Origin of the sequence: Halomonas sp. 18071143 (assembly GCF_019211725.1) — a bacterium.
GTDB lineage: Bacteria > Pseudomonadota > Gammaproteobacteria > Pseudomonadales > Halomonadaceae > Vreelandella > Vreelandella stevensii.
In genome coordinates, this window is sequence record NZ_CP078120.1 from 3,390,973 (window position 1) to 3,408,253 (window position 17,281).

Below are 17,281 nucleotides of genomic sequence, written 5' to 3' on the forward strand. Positions count from 1 at the left end.
ACCCTACTTCTGACTAACCTTTTGAAAAGCTGATGTTTCGCCAAAACGGCTCAGCCATTTGGCATGTTAGCTGCACAAGGCAAGAGGATAGCGAACTGGGTCAACGTGGACCCGGCGATAAAAAAGACGATCAACAGACAACGGCGTCTGCAACAGCTCCTCAACGGGGGCTGATTGCAGGCGCCGTTTTTGTCTCCAAAGGGCAGGAACCGTGTCATGCGCAAAAAAATCTCTTCGTCCCACTCACCGGAACGTCGCCACTTTCTCAAAAGCTCCGCCGCCGTGGTGGGAGGCTCTGCCGTGCTCAGCAGCCTGCCCATGAGCTGGGCTTTTGCCAACGGCGCTTTGGAAACCACGTCGGCCAAACTCGGCTTCATTGCGCTGACGGATGCAGCGCCGCTGTTCGTGGCCGATGAAAAAGGATTTTTTGCCAAGCACGGCATGACCGATGTGGAGGTCCTCAAGCAGTCTTCCTGGGGTACCACCCGAGACAATCTGGTGCTGGGTTCCCAGCGTAACGGGATCGATGGCGCGCACATCCTGACGCCCATGCCTTACCTGATCGCCAGCGGTGCCATGACCCCCAACAATATTCCCGTGCCGATGAGCATTCTGGCGCGCCTCAATCTCAACGGGCAGTGCATCTCGGTGGGCGATGAGTACGCCGACCTCAAGGTCGCGCTGGATACCCGTGAGTTTGCCCAGGCCCTGGCGGAAAAGCGCAGTGGAGGCAATGAAGTCAGCGCCGCCATGACCTTCCCCGGCGGCACCCACGACATGTGGATTCGCTACTGGATGGCCGCCGGGGGCATCGACCCCAACCGCGATATTTCCACCATAACCATTCCCCCCGCCCAGATGGTGGCCAATATGCGGGTGGGCAGTATGGACACCTTCTGCGTGTGCGAGCCCTGGAACCAGCAGTTGATCAACCAGGGCATCGGCTACACCGCCAATACCACTGGCGAGCTGTGGAACGATCACCCGGAAAAAGCCTTCGCCATGCGCAGCGACTACGTCGAAGCCCACCCCAACGCCACCAAAGCTCTGCTGATGGCCATCATGGAAGCGCAAATGTGGTGCGAAGACCCGGCCAACCACGAGGAGATGGCCCAGATCTGCTCACGCCGCCGCTGGATCCATGCGCCTTATGCCGACCTCATCGACCGTATTCAGGGCAACTTCGATTACGGCACCGGGCGCGTCGTGGAAAACCATCCACACATGATGCGCTACTGGGACAAGCACGCCTCCTACCCCTTCAAGAGCCACGACCTGTGGTTCCTGACCGAGAACAAGCGCTGGGGCTACTTGCCGCAGGACTTCGACAGCGCGGCCTTGATCGAGCAGGTCAACCGCGAAGACCTGTGGCGGGAAGCCGCTCACGCCCTTGGCGTGGCCTCGGCAGACATTCCGGACTCCACCTCTCGCGGCGTCGAAACGCTGTTCGACGGCAAGGTCTTCGACCCGGAAAACCCGCAAGCCTACCTCGATAGCCTGGAGATCAAGGCGCTGGCCTGAGCCAGGCAGCCTGGGAGAACCTCATGACGACTTCATCAAGAGCCAATACGCTGTCTACCTCCATGCCAGGCGTGCACCCTGTGCTGCTACGCCTGCGCGACACCCTGGTCAAGAACGTGCTGCCGCCGATGGTCGTGATGGCCATTCTGATCGGCCTGTGGGAAGCGCTGTGCTCCCATCCTGGCGCGGCGCTGCCGCCGCCCTCGCAGGTGCTCAACGATACCTGGGAGCTGATCATTCATCCCTTCTACGACTACGGCGGCAACGACAAGGGCATGGGCTGGCAGATTCTGGCCAGCCTGGAACGCGTGGCCTATGGCTACCTGCTGGCAGTGGTGGTAGGCATCAGCCTGGGCGTGCTGGTGGGCCAATCGACCTGGGCCCTGCGTGGCCTCGACCCCGTGTTTCAGGTGCTGCGCACCGTGCCTCCGCTGGCCTGGCTGCCGATTTCACTGGCCGGGTTTCAGGACAGCACCCCTTCGGCCATTTTCGTGATCTTCATCACCGCCATCTGGCCCATCATCATCAACACCTCAGTGGGGGTGCGTAATATCCCCGAGGATTACCGCAACGTGGCCCGAGTGATTCGCCTCAACGGCATGGAGTATTTCACCCGCATCATGCTGCCCGCCGCCGCACCCTATATCTTTTCGGGCCTGCGCATTGGGGTAGGGCTTTCCTGGCTGGCCATCGTGGCCGCCGAGATGCTGATTGGCGGCGTGGGCATCGGCTTTTTCATCTGGGACGCCTGGAATGCCTCCATGCTCAGCGACATCGTGCTGGCACTCATCTACGTGGGCATCGTGGGCTTCATTCTTGATCGCATCGTGGCCTTCATCGGCCAGTGCGTGACCCGTGGCACCACCCAAAGCTAACCCAGGAGATTGGATCATGGCTTCACACTATTTAAGCGTCGAGCAGGTGGACATGACCTTTGCCACCAAAGGTGCCACTACCAACGTGCTCAAGGAGATCGACCTGGGCGTCGCCAAGGGTGAGTACATCTCGATCATTGGCCATTCGGGCTGCGGCAAGTCGACCCTGCTCAACATCATCGCCGGACTCACCTCCTCGACCTCTGGCGCGGTCATTCTGGATGGCAAGGAGGTCAATGCGCCAGGCCCCGACCGTAGCGTGGTCTTCCAAAACCACTCGTTACTGCCCTGGCTCACGGTGTACGAGAACGTGGCGCTGGCAGTGAACAAGACCTTTGCCCGCCGCAAGACCAAGGCCGAACGCCACGCCTGGATCCTCAAGAATCTGGACATGGTCGGTATGTCCCATGCCCTCAACAAACGCCCTTCAGAGATTTCCGGCGGCATGAAGCAGCGGGTAGGGATCGCCCGCGCTCTGGCCATGGAGCCCAAGGTACTGCTGCTGGATGAGCCGTTTGGCGCCCTGGATGCGCTGACACGCGCCCACCTGCAAGAAGAGGTGATGCGCATTCAGGACGAGCTGGGGAACACCGTCATCATGATCACCCACGATGTGGATGAGGCCGTGCTGCTGTCTGATCGTATCGTCATGCTGACCAACGGCCCCTCGGCGCGCATTGGTGAAATTCTCGATATCGACCTGCCGCGCCCCCGCAACCGTATCACGCTGGCCGACGACCCTCGTTACAACCGCTACCGCCAGGAAGTGCTGCGCTTCCTGTACGAAAAGCAGCGCAAGGTAGAGCACCTGGCCCAGCGACGCGAGAAAGCCCCCAGTACTGCCACGGCTAAAAAAGCCCGCGCCTAGTTTCTTAAAATAGCCTGAGGGGTGGCCTGGGGATTGGAAAAGTGGTTTTTCAGCGTTTCGCTCAGCGGCACGTTCAGGGTAATCCCCTTGCCGGGCAACGGCTGCAGGAACCACCGCTCGTAAAGCGCCAGTATCTCATCACTTTGATAGATCTGGCGCAGCGCCTGGTTGACCTGCTCGACAAAGGCGTCATCGCCTCGGCGCATCAGTAGCCCCAACGGCTCCTCCGCCGTCACCGCCTCTTCCGACAGGCGATAGGCGTCGGGGTTGCCGGTTTCTGCCATCATCGTGCTCAGCAGAATGTCATCCATGGCAAACGCCGCCACCCGCTCATGGGTGACCAGGTCAAAAGCCTCCTGAAGCGTTTCCACCGGCACTACCGACAGGTTCAAACGCTGCTCGCGGTTGGCCAGATTGATCTGCCCCACGTTCACCGTTCCCCGCGCCACACTGACGCTGCGCCCCGCCAGATCCTGCAGCGTGGCAAACCCATGTTTGGCCAGCGCAACATAGCGCACGGAGACGAAAAAGTGGCTCAGCGAAAAATCCGCACTACGGCGGCGCTCTGCCGTATTCGTACTGGCATTGCATTCGATATCGATCACACCGCTATTCAATAATTGAACTCGGTTACCCGGGGTACGGAAGACGTACTCTATCTCCAGGTGGGGAAGTGCCAGTTGCTGCTGTAAATGCTCGGCCACCCGCTGACACAGCTCGATGGAATACCCCACCACGCGGCCCTGATCATCCGCATAGGAAAAAGGCGCCGTATCGCCATAGCCAACTCGCAGCGTGCCGGTTTCCCTAAGGCGTTCCAAGGTGTCGATCTCGGCAGCGAACGCCAACGCACTGGCGCCCAAGGAGGCCATCAACCCCACCCACCAGCGCCTGTATCTTCGTGACATGACTCACTCCTTACTCAGCGAATGCTTCCGGGTGTGCCAGAACGGCCTCCAGCTGAGGGCTCATGGGCAGCCCCACCACCTGCTGGTCGGGCGGAATGGGAGACAAGAACCACTTCTCATAAAGCGCCAGCATGTCGCCACTCTGATAGAGCGCGCGTAACGCTTCATTGACCCAGGCTAAAAATTCGGGGTCGTCACGGCGCAACATCAGGCCATACGGTTCGGGGTCACTCAGCGCTTCCGACGAGATATGAAAGCGCTCGGGAGAGGCATCGGACGCCACCAGGCCCGCCAGCAAGATATCGTCCATCACGAACGCAGACGCCTGCTCGGCAGCTACCATGGTGAACGCTTCGTCGTGGGAGCGACTCAGCATGACCGAGATATTGAGGCTTTGCTCCCGGTTCATGGCATTGAGCTGCTCGATATTGAGCGTCCCTGTGGTCGATACGACGCTGCGCCCTGTCAGGTCTTCGATGCGATCCAGCGCATTCTTCGCCAGCGACACATAGCGGGTAGTACTGAAGTAATGGGGGTAGGAAAATGCTGCCTGCCGACGCCGCTCTGCGGTATTGGTCGTCACACCACACTCAAGGTCGATATCGCCCTTGCTCAGCAGGATGAAGCGGTTGGCGGGCGTCACCGGCACGAAGGTGACTGCCAGCGCAGGCCCACCCAGCCGAGCGCTGATGCTGTCGACCACTGCTTGGCAAATATCGATGGAGTAGCCGATGGGCCGCCCTTCCACCACGTAGGAGAACGGCTCCTCGTGTTCTCGGTGCCCAATCAGAATGGTGTGATCCTGCTGAATGCGCGCAAGCGTCGGACCTGTCTGGGCGCTGGCCGTGCCCATGGCCAGCAGCAGCAAGCCCATCAACGCGATATACCGCCCAATCACGCTACACGTCATGGCTGGCTCCCATGGTCATGCCGCTACTGAACACCTGATAACGCCCTCGACCCATGGCCTTGGCGGCGTAAAGCGCCACATCGGCACTGCGCAACAGCGTATGGCTGCTTTCGCCATCCCGTGGGGCCAGGGCAATCCCGATGCTGACACCGATCTGGACGCGCTCTCCCTGCAGGTCAAAGGGTTCGCGCAGCGCAGCGACCAGCCGCCCTGCCCGCACACTGGCTTCGTCCAGCGCATGGTGATGAACAGGCTGGAGAATCGCGAACTCATCGCCCCCCAGGCGCGCCACCAGCTCACGCTCGGCCAACAGCCGCTGTACCCGTCGGCTGGCCTGGACCAGCAGTTCATCCCCGGCGGCATGCCCTAACGTATCGTTGACGGCCTTGAAGCGATCCAGGTCAAAAATCATCACATTGAAGCGCTCGCCTCCCGACAGCTGCGCGACGGCGACCTGCAAGGCCTCGTTGAACTGAACACGGTTAGGCAGCTTGGTCAGCGCATCGTGGTGCGCCAGGTGCTGGAACTTGAGCGCCTCCTCCTTGACCTCCAGCAGCAGCTCGCGCTCGACGACTTTTTTGCGTAACGCTTCAATGGCCTGGGCCATACAGCCAATCTCATCCTGGCGCTGTGTGTAGGGCGTTGTCTGCTCGGTTCGATTATGAGAAATATGCGTCAACGCCTTGATCAGACGCGGCACGGGCTTGAACAGCTGATGCATCAGCAGGCTCAACAGCAAGGCCGTGGCCAACAGCACGACGCCCAGTGAGGCGACGACTTTCAGCAGTAGCTCGCGGTGCATCTGGTACAGCGTCGCCTTGGTGCCAATGGTGGCAACCGACACCCCCCATAACTCCCCCTGAGGAGACACAATGGGCAATGCGCTGATGAAGTGCTCCTGCTTGCCAAGCCGGGCAAAGCCCACGTACAGCTCACTGCCAGAAGCAGCCAGCGGCAGCTCTGGGACGTGGGGGAGTTCGAGCGTGGTCTCTTCACCGTGGTGGGCATCGGCGACCATGGCGAAGCCGCCATCTGGCAAACGTGAAAACAGCCAGACGTTGTGGCGCGTTTGCGCACTCGCCAGCGCCAACACATCCACGGGGCTGAACCCCGTGCTGAGCACCGAGTCTTCATCCCCAATGGGCTGTTCGGACACCAGGTGCGTCACTTGGCCTGAGAGGTCCGTGCGTACCGCGACATTCGTGTAGATCCGCCGAATCGTGGCGCTCACGATCTGGGCATTGACCAGCGCTTCCCGGGCCCACTGTTCGCGTGCACTGCGCTCCACGATGGCAAAGCCCAGCAAGGCCCCCATAGAGTAGGCAAAGACTACCCCCAGCACCATGAATACCGCCACTTTACCGACCAGCGTCCGGTACCAGGGCAACCGGACGGCTGGCGACGGTGGCTCTTCCGAGCTTGATGGTTTCATATTGGCCGACTCCCCCTCAGCCACGTCTTGCCACATCGCCCATTGCTGATCATCGATCCTGTCAATGGCACGTTAGCGCCACGCCATGCAGAGCGCTCGTTACCTTGTGGTGCGCGTGCGCGCTCGTTATTCCTGTCTTCTTTTCGCAAACTACCATTAAAGACGCGCACGAGTAGCTAAAAATTTAAACGTTTCTTGTTACCTGACCACGCCTGATTGGCATGCGGCTTGCTGCATCTTTCTTGACCATGACACGCGACAACGTATCGAAGGGGAAAAAGATGCACCATTCAGACTACCCACTTAGCGAAGTACCCCTCCAGGCTCGGAAAGGGCTACTCTCTACCTCAGCGGTACTGCTTGGCTTTACCTTTTTCACCGCCACCATGTGGGCGGGTGGCTCCCTGGGCCAAGCCTTCCCGATTGGCCAGTTACTGTGGATTATCGTGGCAGGCAACCTGCTACTGGGTATCTACGCAGCAACGCTGGCTTATATCGCCTGCCAGAGCGGCCTGAATGCCGTCCTGATGGGACGGTTCTGCTTCGGCGAAAAAGGCAGCAAACTCTCTGACATCTTCCTCGGCTTCACGCAGATTGGCTGGTACGCCTGGGGAACCGCCACGATAGCTCTGGTACTGGTACGCACCACGGGGATGCCTGAATGGCTGGAAATCCCCTTGATGGTGCTGTTTGGCTTTGGATTCTGCGTGACCGCCATGATCGGCTATCGAGGCATGGACTGGCTATCGCGCTTCGCCGTACCCGCCATGATGCTCTTCATCCTGGTCAGCCTGTTCACCGGGCTGGTCGATGTGCGCGGCTTTGCAGGATTAAGCCAGCAAACGCCAACGGAAAGTATGAGTGTCGCAGCGGCGATCACCGTGATTATCGGTACCTTCATCAGCGGTGGCACCCAGGCGACCAACTGGAGTCGCTTTGCCAGGACGCCGAAAGTTGCGGTGATCGCAACGCTGGCCGCTTTTTTCATTGGCAATGGATTGATGGTGCTGACCGGTGCCTTGGGCACGATGATTTACCAGCAGGCAGATATCGTCGATGTTCTCATTGCCCAAGGCTTTCTCTCCCTCGCGGTATTGATGCTGTTCCTGAACATATGGACGACCCAGGACAACACGATTTACAACTTCGCCGTGGCGGGATGCAACTTGCTGCGCACCGAAAAGCGCCGCATGGTCACCGTCAGCGGCGCCGCCATTGGTACCATGCTGGCGGTAGGTGGCATGTACAACCTGCTCATTCCATTTCTGGTGCTGCTCGGCACGTTTATCCCTCCCATGGGCGGGGTGATCATGGCTGATTTTTGGCTCAGGCACCGAGGCCGCTACCCTGCTTTGGCCTCTGCGCAGCTACCCGATTTCAATCGGCGCGGCCTCGCCGCCTATGCCATTGGTGCCGGGGCTGCCTATTTTTCTCCGTTACTACCGCCGCTGGTGGGTGTCGCAGTCGCGGCAGGCAGCTACGCCGTACTGCTACGTCTGAAGCACGCTACGCTGGGTGATAGCTTCCCATCGACGGCCAAACAATAAGTGAGCACCTGTTTATGAACATGCAGATCATCAATGCCCGCCTTCGCCAGCACCCTGGGCTTTATCGGCTGGATATCGAGAACGGCGTCTTCACCGCAATCACCGCTCAGGATGCGCCGCAAACGGCAGGCGAAGGCCAGAGGGATGCCGGCGGCAAACTGCTGTGTGCGCCGTTTATCGAGCCGCATATCCACCTGGATGCGGCCCTGACCGCTGGCGAGCCTCACTGGAACCAGAGCGGCACGCTGTTCGAGGGCATCGAACGCTGGGGAGAGCGTAAGCCGTTGCTCGACGAGGCGGACATTCGGGAGCGCGTACTGAAGACCCTCAACCTGTTGATCGGCAACGGCGTGCAGTTCGTGCGCACCCATGCCGACACCAGCGACCCCAGCCTGGTAGGCCTGAAAACCCTTTGCACACTGCGAGACGAGCTGAAGGACAAAATCGACATTCAGGTGGTGGCCTTTCCACAGGATGGCCTGCTTTCATTCCCCGGCGGCGACAAGCTCATGGAAGAGGCGCTGGAGTTTGGCGCCGATGTGGTAGGCGGCATTCCTCACTTCGAGTACACGCGAGAGTTGGGCGTGGCGTCCATGAAGCGCGTCATCGAGCTGGCCATCAAGTACGACCGCCTGGTGGACGTGCACTGCGACGAAATCGATGATCCCAACTCGCGGTTTCTCGAAGTGCTCGCCTGTGAGGCACTGTTTCATGAGCTGGGCAGCCGCGTGACCGCCAGCCACACCACCGCCATGCACTCCTACGACAACGCCTACTGTTCGAAACTGTTTCTGCTGCTCAAGCGTTCGGGCATCAACTTCATTTCCTGCCCCACCGAAAGCATCCACCTGCAAGGGCGCTTCGACACCTATCCCAAACGGCGCGGCGTGACACGCGTCAAGGAACTCAACGAAGCCGGTATCAACGTCTGTTTTGCCGAAGACTCCATCTTCGACCCCTGGTACTCGCTGGGCAACGGCAAGCTGCTGCGAACGCTGGATTTTGGCCTGCATATCTGCCAGATGATGGGCTATCAGGACTTCAGCCAGGCGCTGTCGCTGATCACCGACAACAGCGCCCGCACGCTCAACATCGAGGCGCGTTACGGTATCGAGGTGGGCAAACCCGCCAGCTTCAACCTGCTGGATGGAGAAGACGACTACAGCGTGCTACGCAACCAGGGTGACGTACTGCTCTCCGTCCGCCACGGTGACATCATCATGCAGCGGGAGCCCGCACGCATCGTGACGCCACCGTGGCTTGGTTAGGGCTTGCGGCAAAAACCATCCACTAAATGGCCGTGTAAAAACGTTTATTTTATGTCGAGCAAATAGCCATAAAACGCCGTATTGCGCTGCCAGCCCAGTGACTCGTAAAGCGCCTGGGCGCGCTGATTCTCTACCTGAGTCATGAGGATCAAACGTGCGACTCCATGCTCCTGGGCCAGCCTGGCGGCGGCTTCCATCAACGCTCTGCCGGTGCCTTGCGTGCGCGACGCTGGCTGCACGAAGAGGTCATTGAGCGTCCACCGAGCATTCAGCCCCACGGTGGAAACACCCGGATAGAGCTGCACGAACCCCGTCAGTGAGCCATCGCTCGCCTCACTGACGAGAATGTAGGAGTCGCCCAACCCCATCCGCAATTCGAGAAACCTCCGTGCAGCCGGCAAGTCGCTGGGCTGTTGGTAAAATTGGCGATAGCCATCGAGCAGCTCACTCAAGGGAGCCAGGTCATCAAACACCGCTGGACGAATCTGGGTCATGTCATTGCCTCGATAGTCATGGAGTAATGCCCCAGTCTGCCGCTATAGTGGTTCCTTAAAAAGAGCCACTTTGCACCCTTTCAGGAGAACCAGTGAAACAGAGCGCCAGCGACAGTGACTGGATCATCGACGCATTGGCCTTGCGCATGCATCAACACGCAACGCGATCGCTCAGTCAGCGGCTATACCATCCGCTCAAGGAGTGGGTACGCCAGGGTAAACTTACGGCTGGCCAGCGGCTGCCTTCGTCACGTCACATGTCGGATGCGCTGGGCGTCAGCCGCAATACCGTCCTCGCGGCAACGGACAGGCTGCTGGCCGAGGGGCTGCTGGTGGCACGCCAAGGGGCGGGGCTTTACGTAGCGCAGTTGCCTCGCGTGCTGGATACCGAGACCGCACCGCCTCCAAAGGCCGTTCACTACTCTTCCCGAGGGCGCACCCTATTGGCGCTGAGCAAGACGCTCAGCAACGGCTACCGAGCGTTCTCACCCGGCGTACCCGCCCTGGACCTGTTTCCTGAAGCGCAGTGGCAACGGCTTGTGCGCCAGCATCAGCGCAACGCCGATGTGGCGTGGATGGATTATCAGACCGGCGGCGGGCTGGCAGCATTGAAAGTGGCGATCAGCGACTACCTGAGGCTCTCTCGGGCGGTACGCTGCCAGCCTGAACAGGTCATCATCACTCAAGGGGCACAGCAAGCCTTCGAGCTGATCACCCAGCTACTGACCGACCCTGACGACGCGGTCTGGATGGAAGAGCCTGGCTACGGCGGTGCCAAAGCCTGCTTTCTGGCAGCTGGGCTCGATGTCACACCCGTTCCTGTTGATGCCGACGGGCTCGACCCGGCTCTGGGCGAAAAAAGTGCTCCCGCCCCTCGACTGATCTATACCACCCCCTCCCATCAATACCCCACCGGCGTGACCATGCCCGTCACTCGTCGGTTGGCACTGCTGGACGTCGCCGAACGCTGCGGCGGATGGATCATCGAAGACGATTACGACAGTGAGTTTCGCTATGACACCCCACCGCTCCCATCACTCCAGGGGCTGACCGAACAGGCGCCGGTCATTTATGTGGGCACGTTCAGCAAAGTCCTGTATCCCGGTTTGCGTCTGGGCTATCTGGTCGCCCCGCCTGAACTCGCTCCCGATGTGTGCCGGGCCCAGGCCCGTTTACATCGAGAGGGTCACTACCCACTCCAGTCGGCACTGACCGCCTTCATGGCCAGTGGCCACTTCACCCGCCACATCACCCGCATGCGGACGGCCTACCGTCACCGCCAACGCTGTTTACGCGCCGCCCTGGCCCCCGCCGTTGCGGCAGGTTTACGGTTATCGGAGGGGCATGCTGGCATGCACTTGCTGGCCGAGCTGAGCAGTATCGAGGAGGAAACGGCGCTGGTCAGTCATGCTGCCCAGGCGGGCATTACACTGTCGCCACTGTCACATTACTACCTTTCCGCCAACAAGCGGTTCGGTTTGGTGCTTGGCTATGCCAGTGCCAACGAACAGACCCTGGCCTGGGCAGGAGAGTGGCTGAGCAACGCGTATCTGGCCCATCAAACCCGCACTCCCGACACGCCACTTTCCCGCGATGGTCACAAGACCAACGTATTCCAGGGGGGCACTCTTGTAGTAGTGTAGCGTTCTTTATACGCTCATTTATAAACCTGATAGAAAGGGAACGGCCGTTCCCCATGGGGTCAAGGTGGCTCAATTGCTCTCTTCACACACAGAATCGCGCGCCTCGGTCTACAAGGCCTGGAGCGTGCATGTCTTCACTGCCAGCGGTGTCTTGCTGGGCACCATGGCGCTGTTGGCGCTGATCGATAACAACCCCGTGGCCTGCCTGCTGTGGCTAGGCGCCGCCATGATGGTAGACGGCCTGGACGGCACCCTGGCGCGCAAGTATGAAGTGAAGACCATTCTGCCCCACTTCGATGGCTCCACGCTGGATATGGTGATCGACTATCTCACCTGGGCATTCATCCCGGCGCTGTTCATCTATTTTTTCGTCGAGCTGCCCACCCACTTCGAACTGCTCTCGGTCTTCATCATCCTGCTCTCCTCCATGTTCTGCTTTTGCAACGTGAACATGAAAAGCCAGGACAACTACTTTGTCGGTTTTCCTGCTGCCTGGAACATCATCGCCGCCTACTTCTACATTCTTGATTTTCCGCCATTTGTCACCTTCGCGATCATTCTGCTCATGGCGGCCCTCACCGTCACCCGCATGAAGTTTCTGCACCCTTTCCGGGTACGGCAATTCATGCCGCTGAACATCACGGTCACGCTGGTGTGGTGTGTGTGCACGACTTCGCTGATTCTCTCGCACCCCACCCATGCCTCCTGGGCCTTGTGGGGCTGGATGCTGACATCGGTCTACTTCACCGGCATGTGCCTGTGGCGCACCGCTCGGGAATGGTTTGCCTGATCCTCTGACCACCACGGTACACGACGGATGACGAACGGCTTTATCGCCCCGGATGGGCAACCCCGCTGCCAGTGGTGCGCAGGAGCGCCAGAATTCCTGCCGTACCACGACCAGGAGTGGGGGTTTCCGGTCGATAACGACCAGCGCCTGTTCGAAAAACTTTGTTTGGAAAGCTTTCAGTCGGGGCTCAGCTGGCGCACGATCCTCAATAAGCGCGACAACTTTCGCGCCGCTTTTCACCGCTTCGATTTTCATCAGGTAGCCCACTTTGGCGAACAGGACGTGGAGCGCTTACTGCAAGACGCGGGCATCATTCGTCATCGTGGCAAAATCGAAGCCACCATCAATAACGCCCAGCGCGCCCAGGAGATGGTCGAGCAGGAAGGGTCGCTGGCGGCGTTCTTCTGGCGCTATGAGCCCAGCGACACCGTGGCCCCCCAATCGCAGACCACCTCGCCAGAATCCATCGCCATGGCGAAGGAGCTGAAAAAACGCGGCTGGAAATTCTTCGGCCCCACCACGGCGTTCGCCTTTATGCAGGCCATGGGGCTGCTCAACGACCACTCGCTCCACTGCATCACACGCGAACAGGTGGAACAGGCGCGCAGGCAGTTTCAGCGCCCGGGCTGATTTTCTACGGTCATCATCGCCTACGCCAGGCGAGTAAAGTCCAATAGGCTTTTCTGGCTCTGTGGCTGCAGCACCGCCTCGACCGCTCGCTGCCAATCCTGCCATGCAAACACGCGATAATTCGGCATCTCTAGCTGGCTCAGCAGCTTCCAGATGGCCAGGAACTGATGCTGCCAGGTGTCTGCAGGCATCCTGGCCAAGCTATCGCGCAGATGAAACCTTCCGTAATGAGCGCGAGGTTTGCCATCCAATTGAGCAGCCTGCCCCGTCAATAACCCATAGGCGATAAACATCGCACCAGGCGCCATTGACTGCAGAATGTTCGAGGCTACTGGACCGCCCAAGGCGTCAAAGACCACATCGGACACGCGCGCCACATGGGTGATCTGCGACGTATCCTGAAGGGATAGGGGCCGAATACCCAGCTGTTCGAGGCGGGCGGCTCGGCTCTCGGAGCGGTATACCCCAATGACTTCACGAGCCCCATGCTGGTAGGCCCATGTTCCTAGGTATTCCGCGCAATTCGAACCCGCGCCAGTGAGCAGCACACGCTTGCCCCTGACAGGCCACATTTCCAGCATCGTCAAGGCTGCCAGGGGATTGATGTAGGCCCGTGCAGCCACAGCATCAGGAATGTCATCCGGGACAGGCACGGCAAGCGCAGAGTCACAATCCACAAGCGTCTGCCAAGTGCCTTCACCGCGTAGTGGAAGCACACGTTTTCCGATCAGCGAAGCATACGCTTGAGGTGCCTCCATCACGCGCCCTACGCCTTCGTAGCCCGCAACGGCGGGCAGTGCTATGCGATGCGAGTACGCTCCGTGGATGGGAATCAGGTCAGAGGGATTCACGGGAGCACACAGCATACTGACCCTGAGCTTATTCGCGCTCAGTTCAGGCATCTCAGCCGTTTCCATGTTCAATGTTTCAAGTGGATTACCGAAGGTCCGGTAGGTGAGAGCATGGCGATGCATAAGTACCTCGTGGATGAGGGGCACAGATGAAGTACTCTTCATCCGGCTGAAAGAGCATAATACTCAGAGGCTCAGTCACTTAAAGGCAATGCGTATCCCGACTTGACCGCGTCCATGGCAACCATCGTTGTGAACGAACGCACATTGGGGTGTTCCATCAGTGCTTCGCGGGTAAAATCTTCGTACTCCTGCAGCGTACGGGTCACTACGATCAGCACGAAGTCCATGCTCCCTGTGACGTAATAACACTGCTGCACATTGGGGTGCTCTCGCATCCGCTGCTTAAACTCATCGACATGTTGGTTGCGTTCATACTCGAGATCGACACCGACAATGCAGGTAGTTGGCCAGCCGAGTGCTTTGGCATCTAAACGCGCCGCCTCCTGGACAATAACACCCCGCGCTCTTAGCCGCTTGAGCCGCCGCTGAACAGCCGCCGCCGACAAGCCAACCGCTTGCCCGATACTCTCCCCCGTCACGCGCGTATCGTGCTGGTAAATAGCCAAAATCCGACGATCAAGATCACCCAGTTGCTCTGTGGGCCGCTCGCCCGCAGTTTGGTCACTCATTATGCAGTCTCCCCGCAATGGCCCGCCAGTATATGCGGCCAGTAAAAAGGTCTTGCCCGTTAAGCTAACGCAGCGCAAGCAAAGACTTAACCATACAGGCAGAGACAACACCATGAACCAAATACGCACGATCCTGACCGAAGGCGACCCACGCTTAAGGAACCGCTGATCAATTCGTCTCTGAGCGGCTAAAGCACTCTGGGCGGCATATTCACCGCGTCAACGGTCACTTTCTGGCCACGGAAGGTGGCCTTTTTACCCTGGCAGCCTGGTTATCCAGCTGCCAGGCCAGATTCAAGACACACTGGCCCCGTCAGCATGCCCCTGGCATCGTCCAGCCAGCACCAAATTGCCGAGGGCGAACAGGGTGAACAGCTGCGCCTGGTTCCTGGCCAGCCCCTTGTAGCGCACCTTCCGGTAGCCGAAGAGGTTCTTGATGACATGAAACGGGTGCTCGACCTTGGCGCGGATGCTGGCCTTGGCCTTCTCGATCGCCAGCAGCAGCGCTTTCATGGGACTGTCTTCCATCTTCTTGATGGGGCCGCGTTTGGCGGCGACACAGCAGCGGGAGTCCGGGGCATCCTTCTCTTCGTCCAGGTACTTCCACATGCCGGTGTAGCCCGCGTCGCCGTATACCCGCTTGTCATCCTCCCGGACCAGAGCGCCGGCCATGGTGACATCGGCGACGTTGGCCGACGTGGCGGCGACACTGTGGGTCAGTCCGGTGACCGCATCGACACCGATATGGGCCTTCATACCGAAGTAATACTGCTTGCCCTTCCGGGTCTGCTTCATCTCCGGATCGCGCTGCCTGGCCTTGTTCCTGGTGGAGGGGGCCGCCGCCACAATGGTGGCGTCGACGATGGTGCCCTCGCGCATGAACAGGCCCTGCTCGGCCAGGTGGGCGTTGATTTCCTCGAAGATCCGCTGGGTCAGGGCATGCTGCTCCAGCAGGTGACGGAAGCGCAGCAGCGTGGTCGCGTCCGGCACACTCTCAATGGCCAGATCGATACCGATGAAGTCACGCATCGCCTGGCTGTCGTAGATGGCATCCTCCAGCGCTTCATCGGCCAGGGCATACCACTGCTGCAGAAAGTAGATGCGCAGCATGCGCTCCAGGCCAATGGGTGGCCGGCCTCGCTTGCCCGCTGAATTCGGGAAGTAGGACGGCGACAGTGCTGCGATCAGCCGTTGCCACGGCACCAGCTTCTCCATCCTGGCAAGAAACCGCTCGCGGCGGGTGACCTTCTTCTTGTTCTGGTGCTCAGCCTGGGCGAATGAGATCTGTTTCATCGGAGTGGCTCTGTCAGCGGGTGTTGGACGACAGGTCAGATTTTACCTCGTCGGTGGCTATGAGGCAGCTCCGACGGGATTTATGCAGCGTTTCCTTAAGAGCCGTTTCACAGCCAGTAGAAGAAATCACCTCCGATATAGCAAAGGTAATTTCCGAACTACATGCCACACTTGCCGATTTCAAAGCGCGAAACGGTTTCGGCCGTGCCCTCTCTGCCCCGCAAATAGGCGAGCCGTTACATATCGTGGCAGTTCAATTGGGCGGCCGCCCCTTTACCTTGATCAATCCACTCATTGTCTGGCGAAGTGAAGAGACTCGGCCAGTTTGGGACGACTGCATGAGCGTGCCCGGCCATATTGCCAATGTCAGGCGCCACGCCAGTATCAGCCTGACGTACCAAAACGAAAACGGCAAAACCTGCCACTGGCATCACCTTTCAGCGTCATTGGCTGAACTGATCCAGCACGAGGTAGACCACCTTGATGGCCTGCTCATGGTGGATCGTATAGAGCATCCGGAAGATTTACAGCCGATCACTCGCCACGCCGAGCTAATTGCCCCTCAACGCAGCGAACACCGCATCAAGCTGGAGCATATTGCCGCTGCTGCCAGATGCATCACCCCTACCTTCCTGGCAACCCCGCAGTATCGTTCGCCCTCACTCGATGCTGCGTTAGGCGTCGCCATGACAGTGAAGGTCGAAACGCTCAACCCCCTGCGCAACTTCAAAGGGCGCGGTGCCGACCATTTTGTCTCCCACCATGTTCAGCAAGAACAACCTGCCCCGCTGGTTTGCGCCAGTGCAGGGAACTGGGGGCTAGCCATGGCGCATGCTTGCAAGCAACATGGGCTGCCCCTTAGCGTCTTTGTCGCTGACAATGCTAACCCACTTAAAGTTGCAGGTATCTGCGCACTAGGCGCGAAGGTTATTTGCATGGGAGCTGATTTTGATCAAGCCAAGCAGGCAGCGGCTCGCTTTGCTAAACAGAATGGTAGCCTGTTTGTAGAAGATGGCCGACAAGCCGCTATTACCGAAGGCGCAGGTACGATTGCGGTCGAAATGCTCGCAAACGGTGACACCTTCGATACGCTGCTGGTGCCCCTTGGTAATGGCGCGCTTATCAATGGCGTAGGCCGCTGGTTCAAAGCCTCTTCCCCCGCTACCCGAGTCATCGGCATCTGCCCTCAAGGCGCGGATGCCACCTGGCAAAGCTGGCGGCGCGGTACGCTCGTCACTAATGATCGCGTGGACACCATAGCCGATGGCGTGGCGGTTCGCGCTCCTATTACCGAGGCACTGGAGGATATGCGTGATGTAGTCGATGACATTTGGCTCGTGGACGAAGCCCGTATCGAAGAGGGCATGCGCCTTGGCCTGGAACATCTGGGGCTGCTGTTGGAACCCGCAGGGGCACTCGGCTTGGCAGCCGCCTATGCCATGCGTGACCAGTGGCCTCAGGGGGCTCATATCGCCACGATTCTGACCGGAGCTAATCCATCGCCAATACTGACCGCTTCATTACTGGCGGCCTTTTCGGATACTTGAAAGGAGCATCAC

At 59.4% G+C, this 17,281-nt stretch carries 16 protein-coding genes; 9 read left to right on the plus strand and 7 right to left on the minus strand.

Going from position 1 to position 17,281, the window contains the following annotated elements; all coding sequences use genetic code 11:
- Nucleotides 1–216 precede the first annotated feature (216 nt).
- The 3 genes from KVY02_RS15945 to KVY02_RS15955 are packed head-to-tail and all read left to right on the plus strand — an operon-like array spanning nucleotide 217 to nucleotide 3,264.
- A complete protein-coding gene (locus KVY02_RS15945) occupies nucleotides 217–1,521 on the plus strand; it encodes a CmpA/NrtA family ABC transporter substrate-binding protein (protein WP_218313902.1) in 1,305 nt (434 codons plus the stop codon).
- A 23-nt stretch (nucleotides 1,522–1,544) separates the two neighbouring features.
- Complete coding sequence (gene ntrB, locus KVY02_RS15950; protein WP_256357520.1) at nucleotides 1,545–2,396, plus strand: nitrate ABC transporter permease; 852 nt, start codon at nucleotides 1,545–1,547, stop codon at nucleotides 2,394–2,396.
- Nucleotides 2,397–2,412: 16 nt separating this feature from the next.
- Nucleotides 2,413–3,264: an ABC transporter ATP-binding protein gene (locus tag KVY02_RS15955; protein WP_218313903.1), complete on the plus strand. Its 852-nt coding sequence runs from the start codon at nucleotides 2,413–2,415 to the stop codon at nucleotides 3,262–3,264.
- Here KVY02_RS15955 and KVY02_RS15960 read toward each other — a convergent pair.
- Genes KVY02_RS15960 through KVY02_RS15970 form a run of 3 tightly spaced genes read right to left on the minus strand, consistent with a single transcriptional unit; the run spans nucleotide 3,261 to nucleotide 6,514 of the window.
- Nucleotides 3,261–4,172 carry an amino acid ABC transporter substrate-binding protein gene (locus KVY02_RS15960; protein ID WP_256357521.1) on the minus strand — a complete coding sequence of 304 codons (912 nt, stop codon included), beginning with the start codon at nucleotides 4,170–4,172 and terminating at the stop codon, nucleotides 3,261–3,263. The two genes, KVY02_RS15955 and KVY02_RS15960, sit on opposite strands and share 4 nt — an antisense overlap.
- Before the next feature lie 10 nt (nucleotides 4,173–4,182).
- Nucleotides 4,183–5,082 (minus strand): amino acid ABC transporter substrate-binding protein, encoded by a 900-nt coding sequence (locus tag KVY02_RS15965; protein ID WP_256357522.1) that lies wholly within the window; start codon nucleotides 5,080–5,082, stop codon nucleotides 4,183–4,185.
- On the minus strand, nucleotides 5,072–6,514 hold the full coding sequence (locus KVY02_RS15970; RefSeq protein ID WP_218313904.1) for a GGDEF domain-containing protein: 1,443 nt from the start codon (nucleotides 6,512–6,514) through the stop codon (nucleotides 5,072–5,074). The genes KVY02_RS15965 and KVY02_RS15970 overlap by 11 nt, the downstream gene beginning before the upstream one ends.
- A gap of 281 nt (nucleotides 6,515–6,795) precedes the next feature.
- Between KVY02_RS15970 and codB the strand changes: the two genes are divergently transcribed.
- Entirely contained in the window at nucleotides 6,796–8,061 is a 1,266-nt protein-coding gene (gene codB, locus KVY02_RS15975; protein ID WP_218313905.1) for a cytosine permease, read from the plus strand.
- A 14-nt stretch (nucleotides 8,062–8,075) separates the two neighbouring features.
- Complete coding sequence (codA, locus tag KVY02_RS15980; protein WP_218313906.1) at nucleotides 8,076–9,329, plus strand: cytosine deaminase; 1,254 nt, start codon at nucleotides 8,076–8,078, stop codon at nucleotides 9,327–9,329.
- Nucleotides 9,330–9,373: 44 nt separating this feature from the next.
- Here codA and KVY02_RS15985 read toward each other — a convergent pair whose 3' ends face one another.
- Nucleotides 9,374–9,823, minus strand: coding sequence for a GNAT family N-acetyltransferase (locus KVY02_RS15985; protein WP_081138729.1), 450 nt, complete (start codon nucleotides 9,821–9,823; stop codon nucleotides 9,374–9,376).
- 146 nt (nucleotides 9,824–9,969) lie between these two features.
- On the opposite strand from KVY02_RS15985, the gene KVY02_RS15990 reads away from it, so the two are divergent.
- The 3 genes from KVY02_RS15990 to KVY02_RS16000 all read left to right on the plus strand — a co-directional run bounded on the left by KVY02_RS15990 (nucleotide 9,970) and on the right by KVY02_RS16000 (nucleotide 12,886).
- Complete coding sequence (locus tag KVY02_RS15990) at nucleotides 9,970–11,466, plus strand: MocR-like pyridoxine biosynthesis transcription factor PdxR (protein ID WP_218315113.1); 1,497 nt, start codon at nucleotides 9,970–9,972, stop codon at nucleotides 11,464–11,466.
- Between the two features lie 124 nt (nucleotides 11,467–11,590).
- Nucleotides 11,591–12,256, plus strand: a complete 666-nt coding sequence (pcsA, locus tag KVY02_RS15995) for a phosphatidylcholine synthase (RefSeq protein ID WP_081194835.1) — start codon at nucleotides 11,591–11,593, stop codon at nucleotides 12,254–12,256.
- 27 nt (nucleotides 12,257–12,283) lie between these two features.
- The gene (locus KVY02_RS16000) at nucleotides 12,284–12,886 is read left to right on the plus strand and encodes a DNA-3-methyladenine glycosylase I (RefSeq protein WP_081138730.1); all 603 of its coding nucleotides are present in this window, start codon (nucleotides 12,284–12,286) and stop codon (nucleotides 12,884–12,886) included.
- Nucleotides 12,887–12,906: 20 nt separating this feature from the next.
- Here KVY02_RS16000 and KVY02_RS16005 read toward each other — a convergent pair whose 3' ends face one another.
- The 3 genes from KVY02_RS16005 to KVY02_RS16015 form a co-directional block, all read right to left on the minus strand.
- Complete coding sequence (locus KVY02_RS16005) at nucleotides 12,907–13,884, minus strand: zinc-dependent alcohol dehydrogenase family protein (RefSeq protein ID WP_249273269.1); 978 nt, start codon at nucleotides 13,882–13,884, stop codon at nucleotides 12,907–12,909.
- Nucleotides 13,885–13,931: 47 nt separating this feature from the next.
- A complete protein-coding gene (locus tag KVY02_RS16010; RefSeq protein WP_218313907.1) occupies nucleotides 13,932–14,429 on the minus strand; it encodes an Lrp/AsnC family transcriptional regulator in 498 nt (165 codons plus the stop codon).
- A gap of 294 nt (nucleotides 14,430–14,723) precedes the next feature.
- Nucleotides 14,724–15,722 (minus strand): IS5 family transposase, encoded by a 999-nt coding sequence (locus tag KVY02_RS16015; protein WP_218313908.1) that lies wholly within the window; start codon nucleotides 15,720–15,722, stop codon nucleotides 14,724–14,726.
- Between KVY02_RS16015 and KVY02_RS16020 the strand changes: the two genes are divergently transcribed.
- Nucleotides 15,707–17,269, plus strand: a complete 1,563-nt coding sequence (locus tag KVY02_RS16020) for a pyridoxal-phosphate dependent enzyme (RefSeq protein WP_218313909.1) — start codon at nucleotides 15,707–15,709, stop codon at nucleotides 17,267–17,269. The two genes, KVY02_RS16015 and KVY02_RS16020, sit on opposite strands and share 16 nt — an antisense overlap.
- Nucleotides 17,270–17,281 lie beyond the last annotated feature (12 nt).

What these genes read in the sequence shown, in the direction of transcription:
- KVY02_RS15945 (WP_218313902.1), top strand. Translation starts at nt 217, where the DNA reads ATGCGCAAAAAAATCTCTTCGTCCCACTCACCGGAACGTCGCCACTTT.
- ntrB (WP_256357520.1), top strand. Translation starts at nt 1,545, where the DNA reads ATGACGACTTCATCAAGAGCCAATACGCTGTCTACCTCCATGCCAGGC.
- KVY02_RS15955 (WP_218313903.1), top strand. Translation starts at nt 2,413, where the DNA reads ATGGCTTCACACTATTTAAGCGTCGAGCAGGTGGACATGACCTTTGCC.
- KVY02_RS15960 (WP_256357521.1), bottom strand. Translation starts at nt 4,172, where the DNA reads ATGTCACGAAGATACAGGCGCTGGTGGGTGGGGTTGATGGCCTCCTTG.
- KVY02_RS15965 (WP_256357522.1), bottom strand. Translation starts at nt 5,082, where the DNA reads ATGACGTGTAGCGTGATTGGGCGGTATATCGCGTTGATGGGCTTGCTG.
- KVY02_RS15970 (WP_218313904.1), bottom strand. Translation starts at nt 6,514, where the DNA reads ATGAAACCATCAAGCTCGGAAGAGCCACCGTCGCCAGCCGTCCGGTTG.
- codB (WP_218313905.1), top strand. Translation starts at nt 6,796, where the DNA reads ATGCACCATTCAGACTACCCACTTAGCGAAGTACCCCTCCAGGCTCGG.
- codA (WP_218313906.1), top strand. Translation starts at nt 8,076, where the DNA reads ATGAACATGCAGATCATCAATGCCCGCCTTCGCCAGCACCCTGGGCTT.
- KVY02_RS15985 (WP_081138729.1), bottom strand. Translation starts at nt 9,823, where the DNA reads ATGACCCAGATTCGTCCAGCGGTGTTTGATGACCTGGCTCCCTTGAGT.
- KVY02_RS15990 (WP_218315113.1), top strand. Translation starts at nt 9,970, where the DNA reads ATGCATCAACACGCAACGCGATCGCTCAGTCAGCGGCTATACCATCCG.
- KVY02_RS16000 (WP_081138730.1), top strand. Translation starts at nt 12,284, where the DNA reads ATGACGAACGGCTTTATCGCCCCGGATGGGCAACCCCGCTGCCAGTGG.
- KVY02_RS16010 (WP_218313907.1), bottom strand. Translation starts at nt 14,429, where the DNA reads ATGAGTGACCAAACTGCGGGCGAGCGGCCCACAGAGCAACTGGGTGAT.
- KVY02_RS16020 (WP_218313909.1), top strand. Translation starts at nt 15,707, where the DNA reads ATGAGATCTGTTTCATCGGAGTGGCTCTGTCAGCGGGTGTTGGACGAC.
- KVY02_RS16015 (WP_218313908.1), bottom strand. Translation starts at nt 15,722, where the DNA reads ATGAAACAGATCTCATTCGCCCAGGCTGAGCACCAGAACAAGAAGAAG.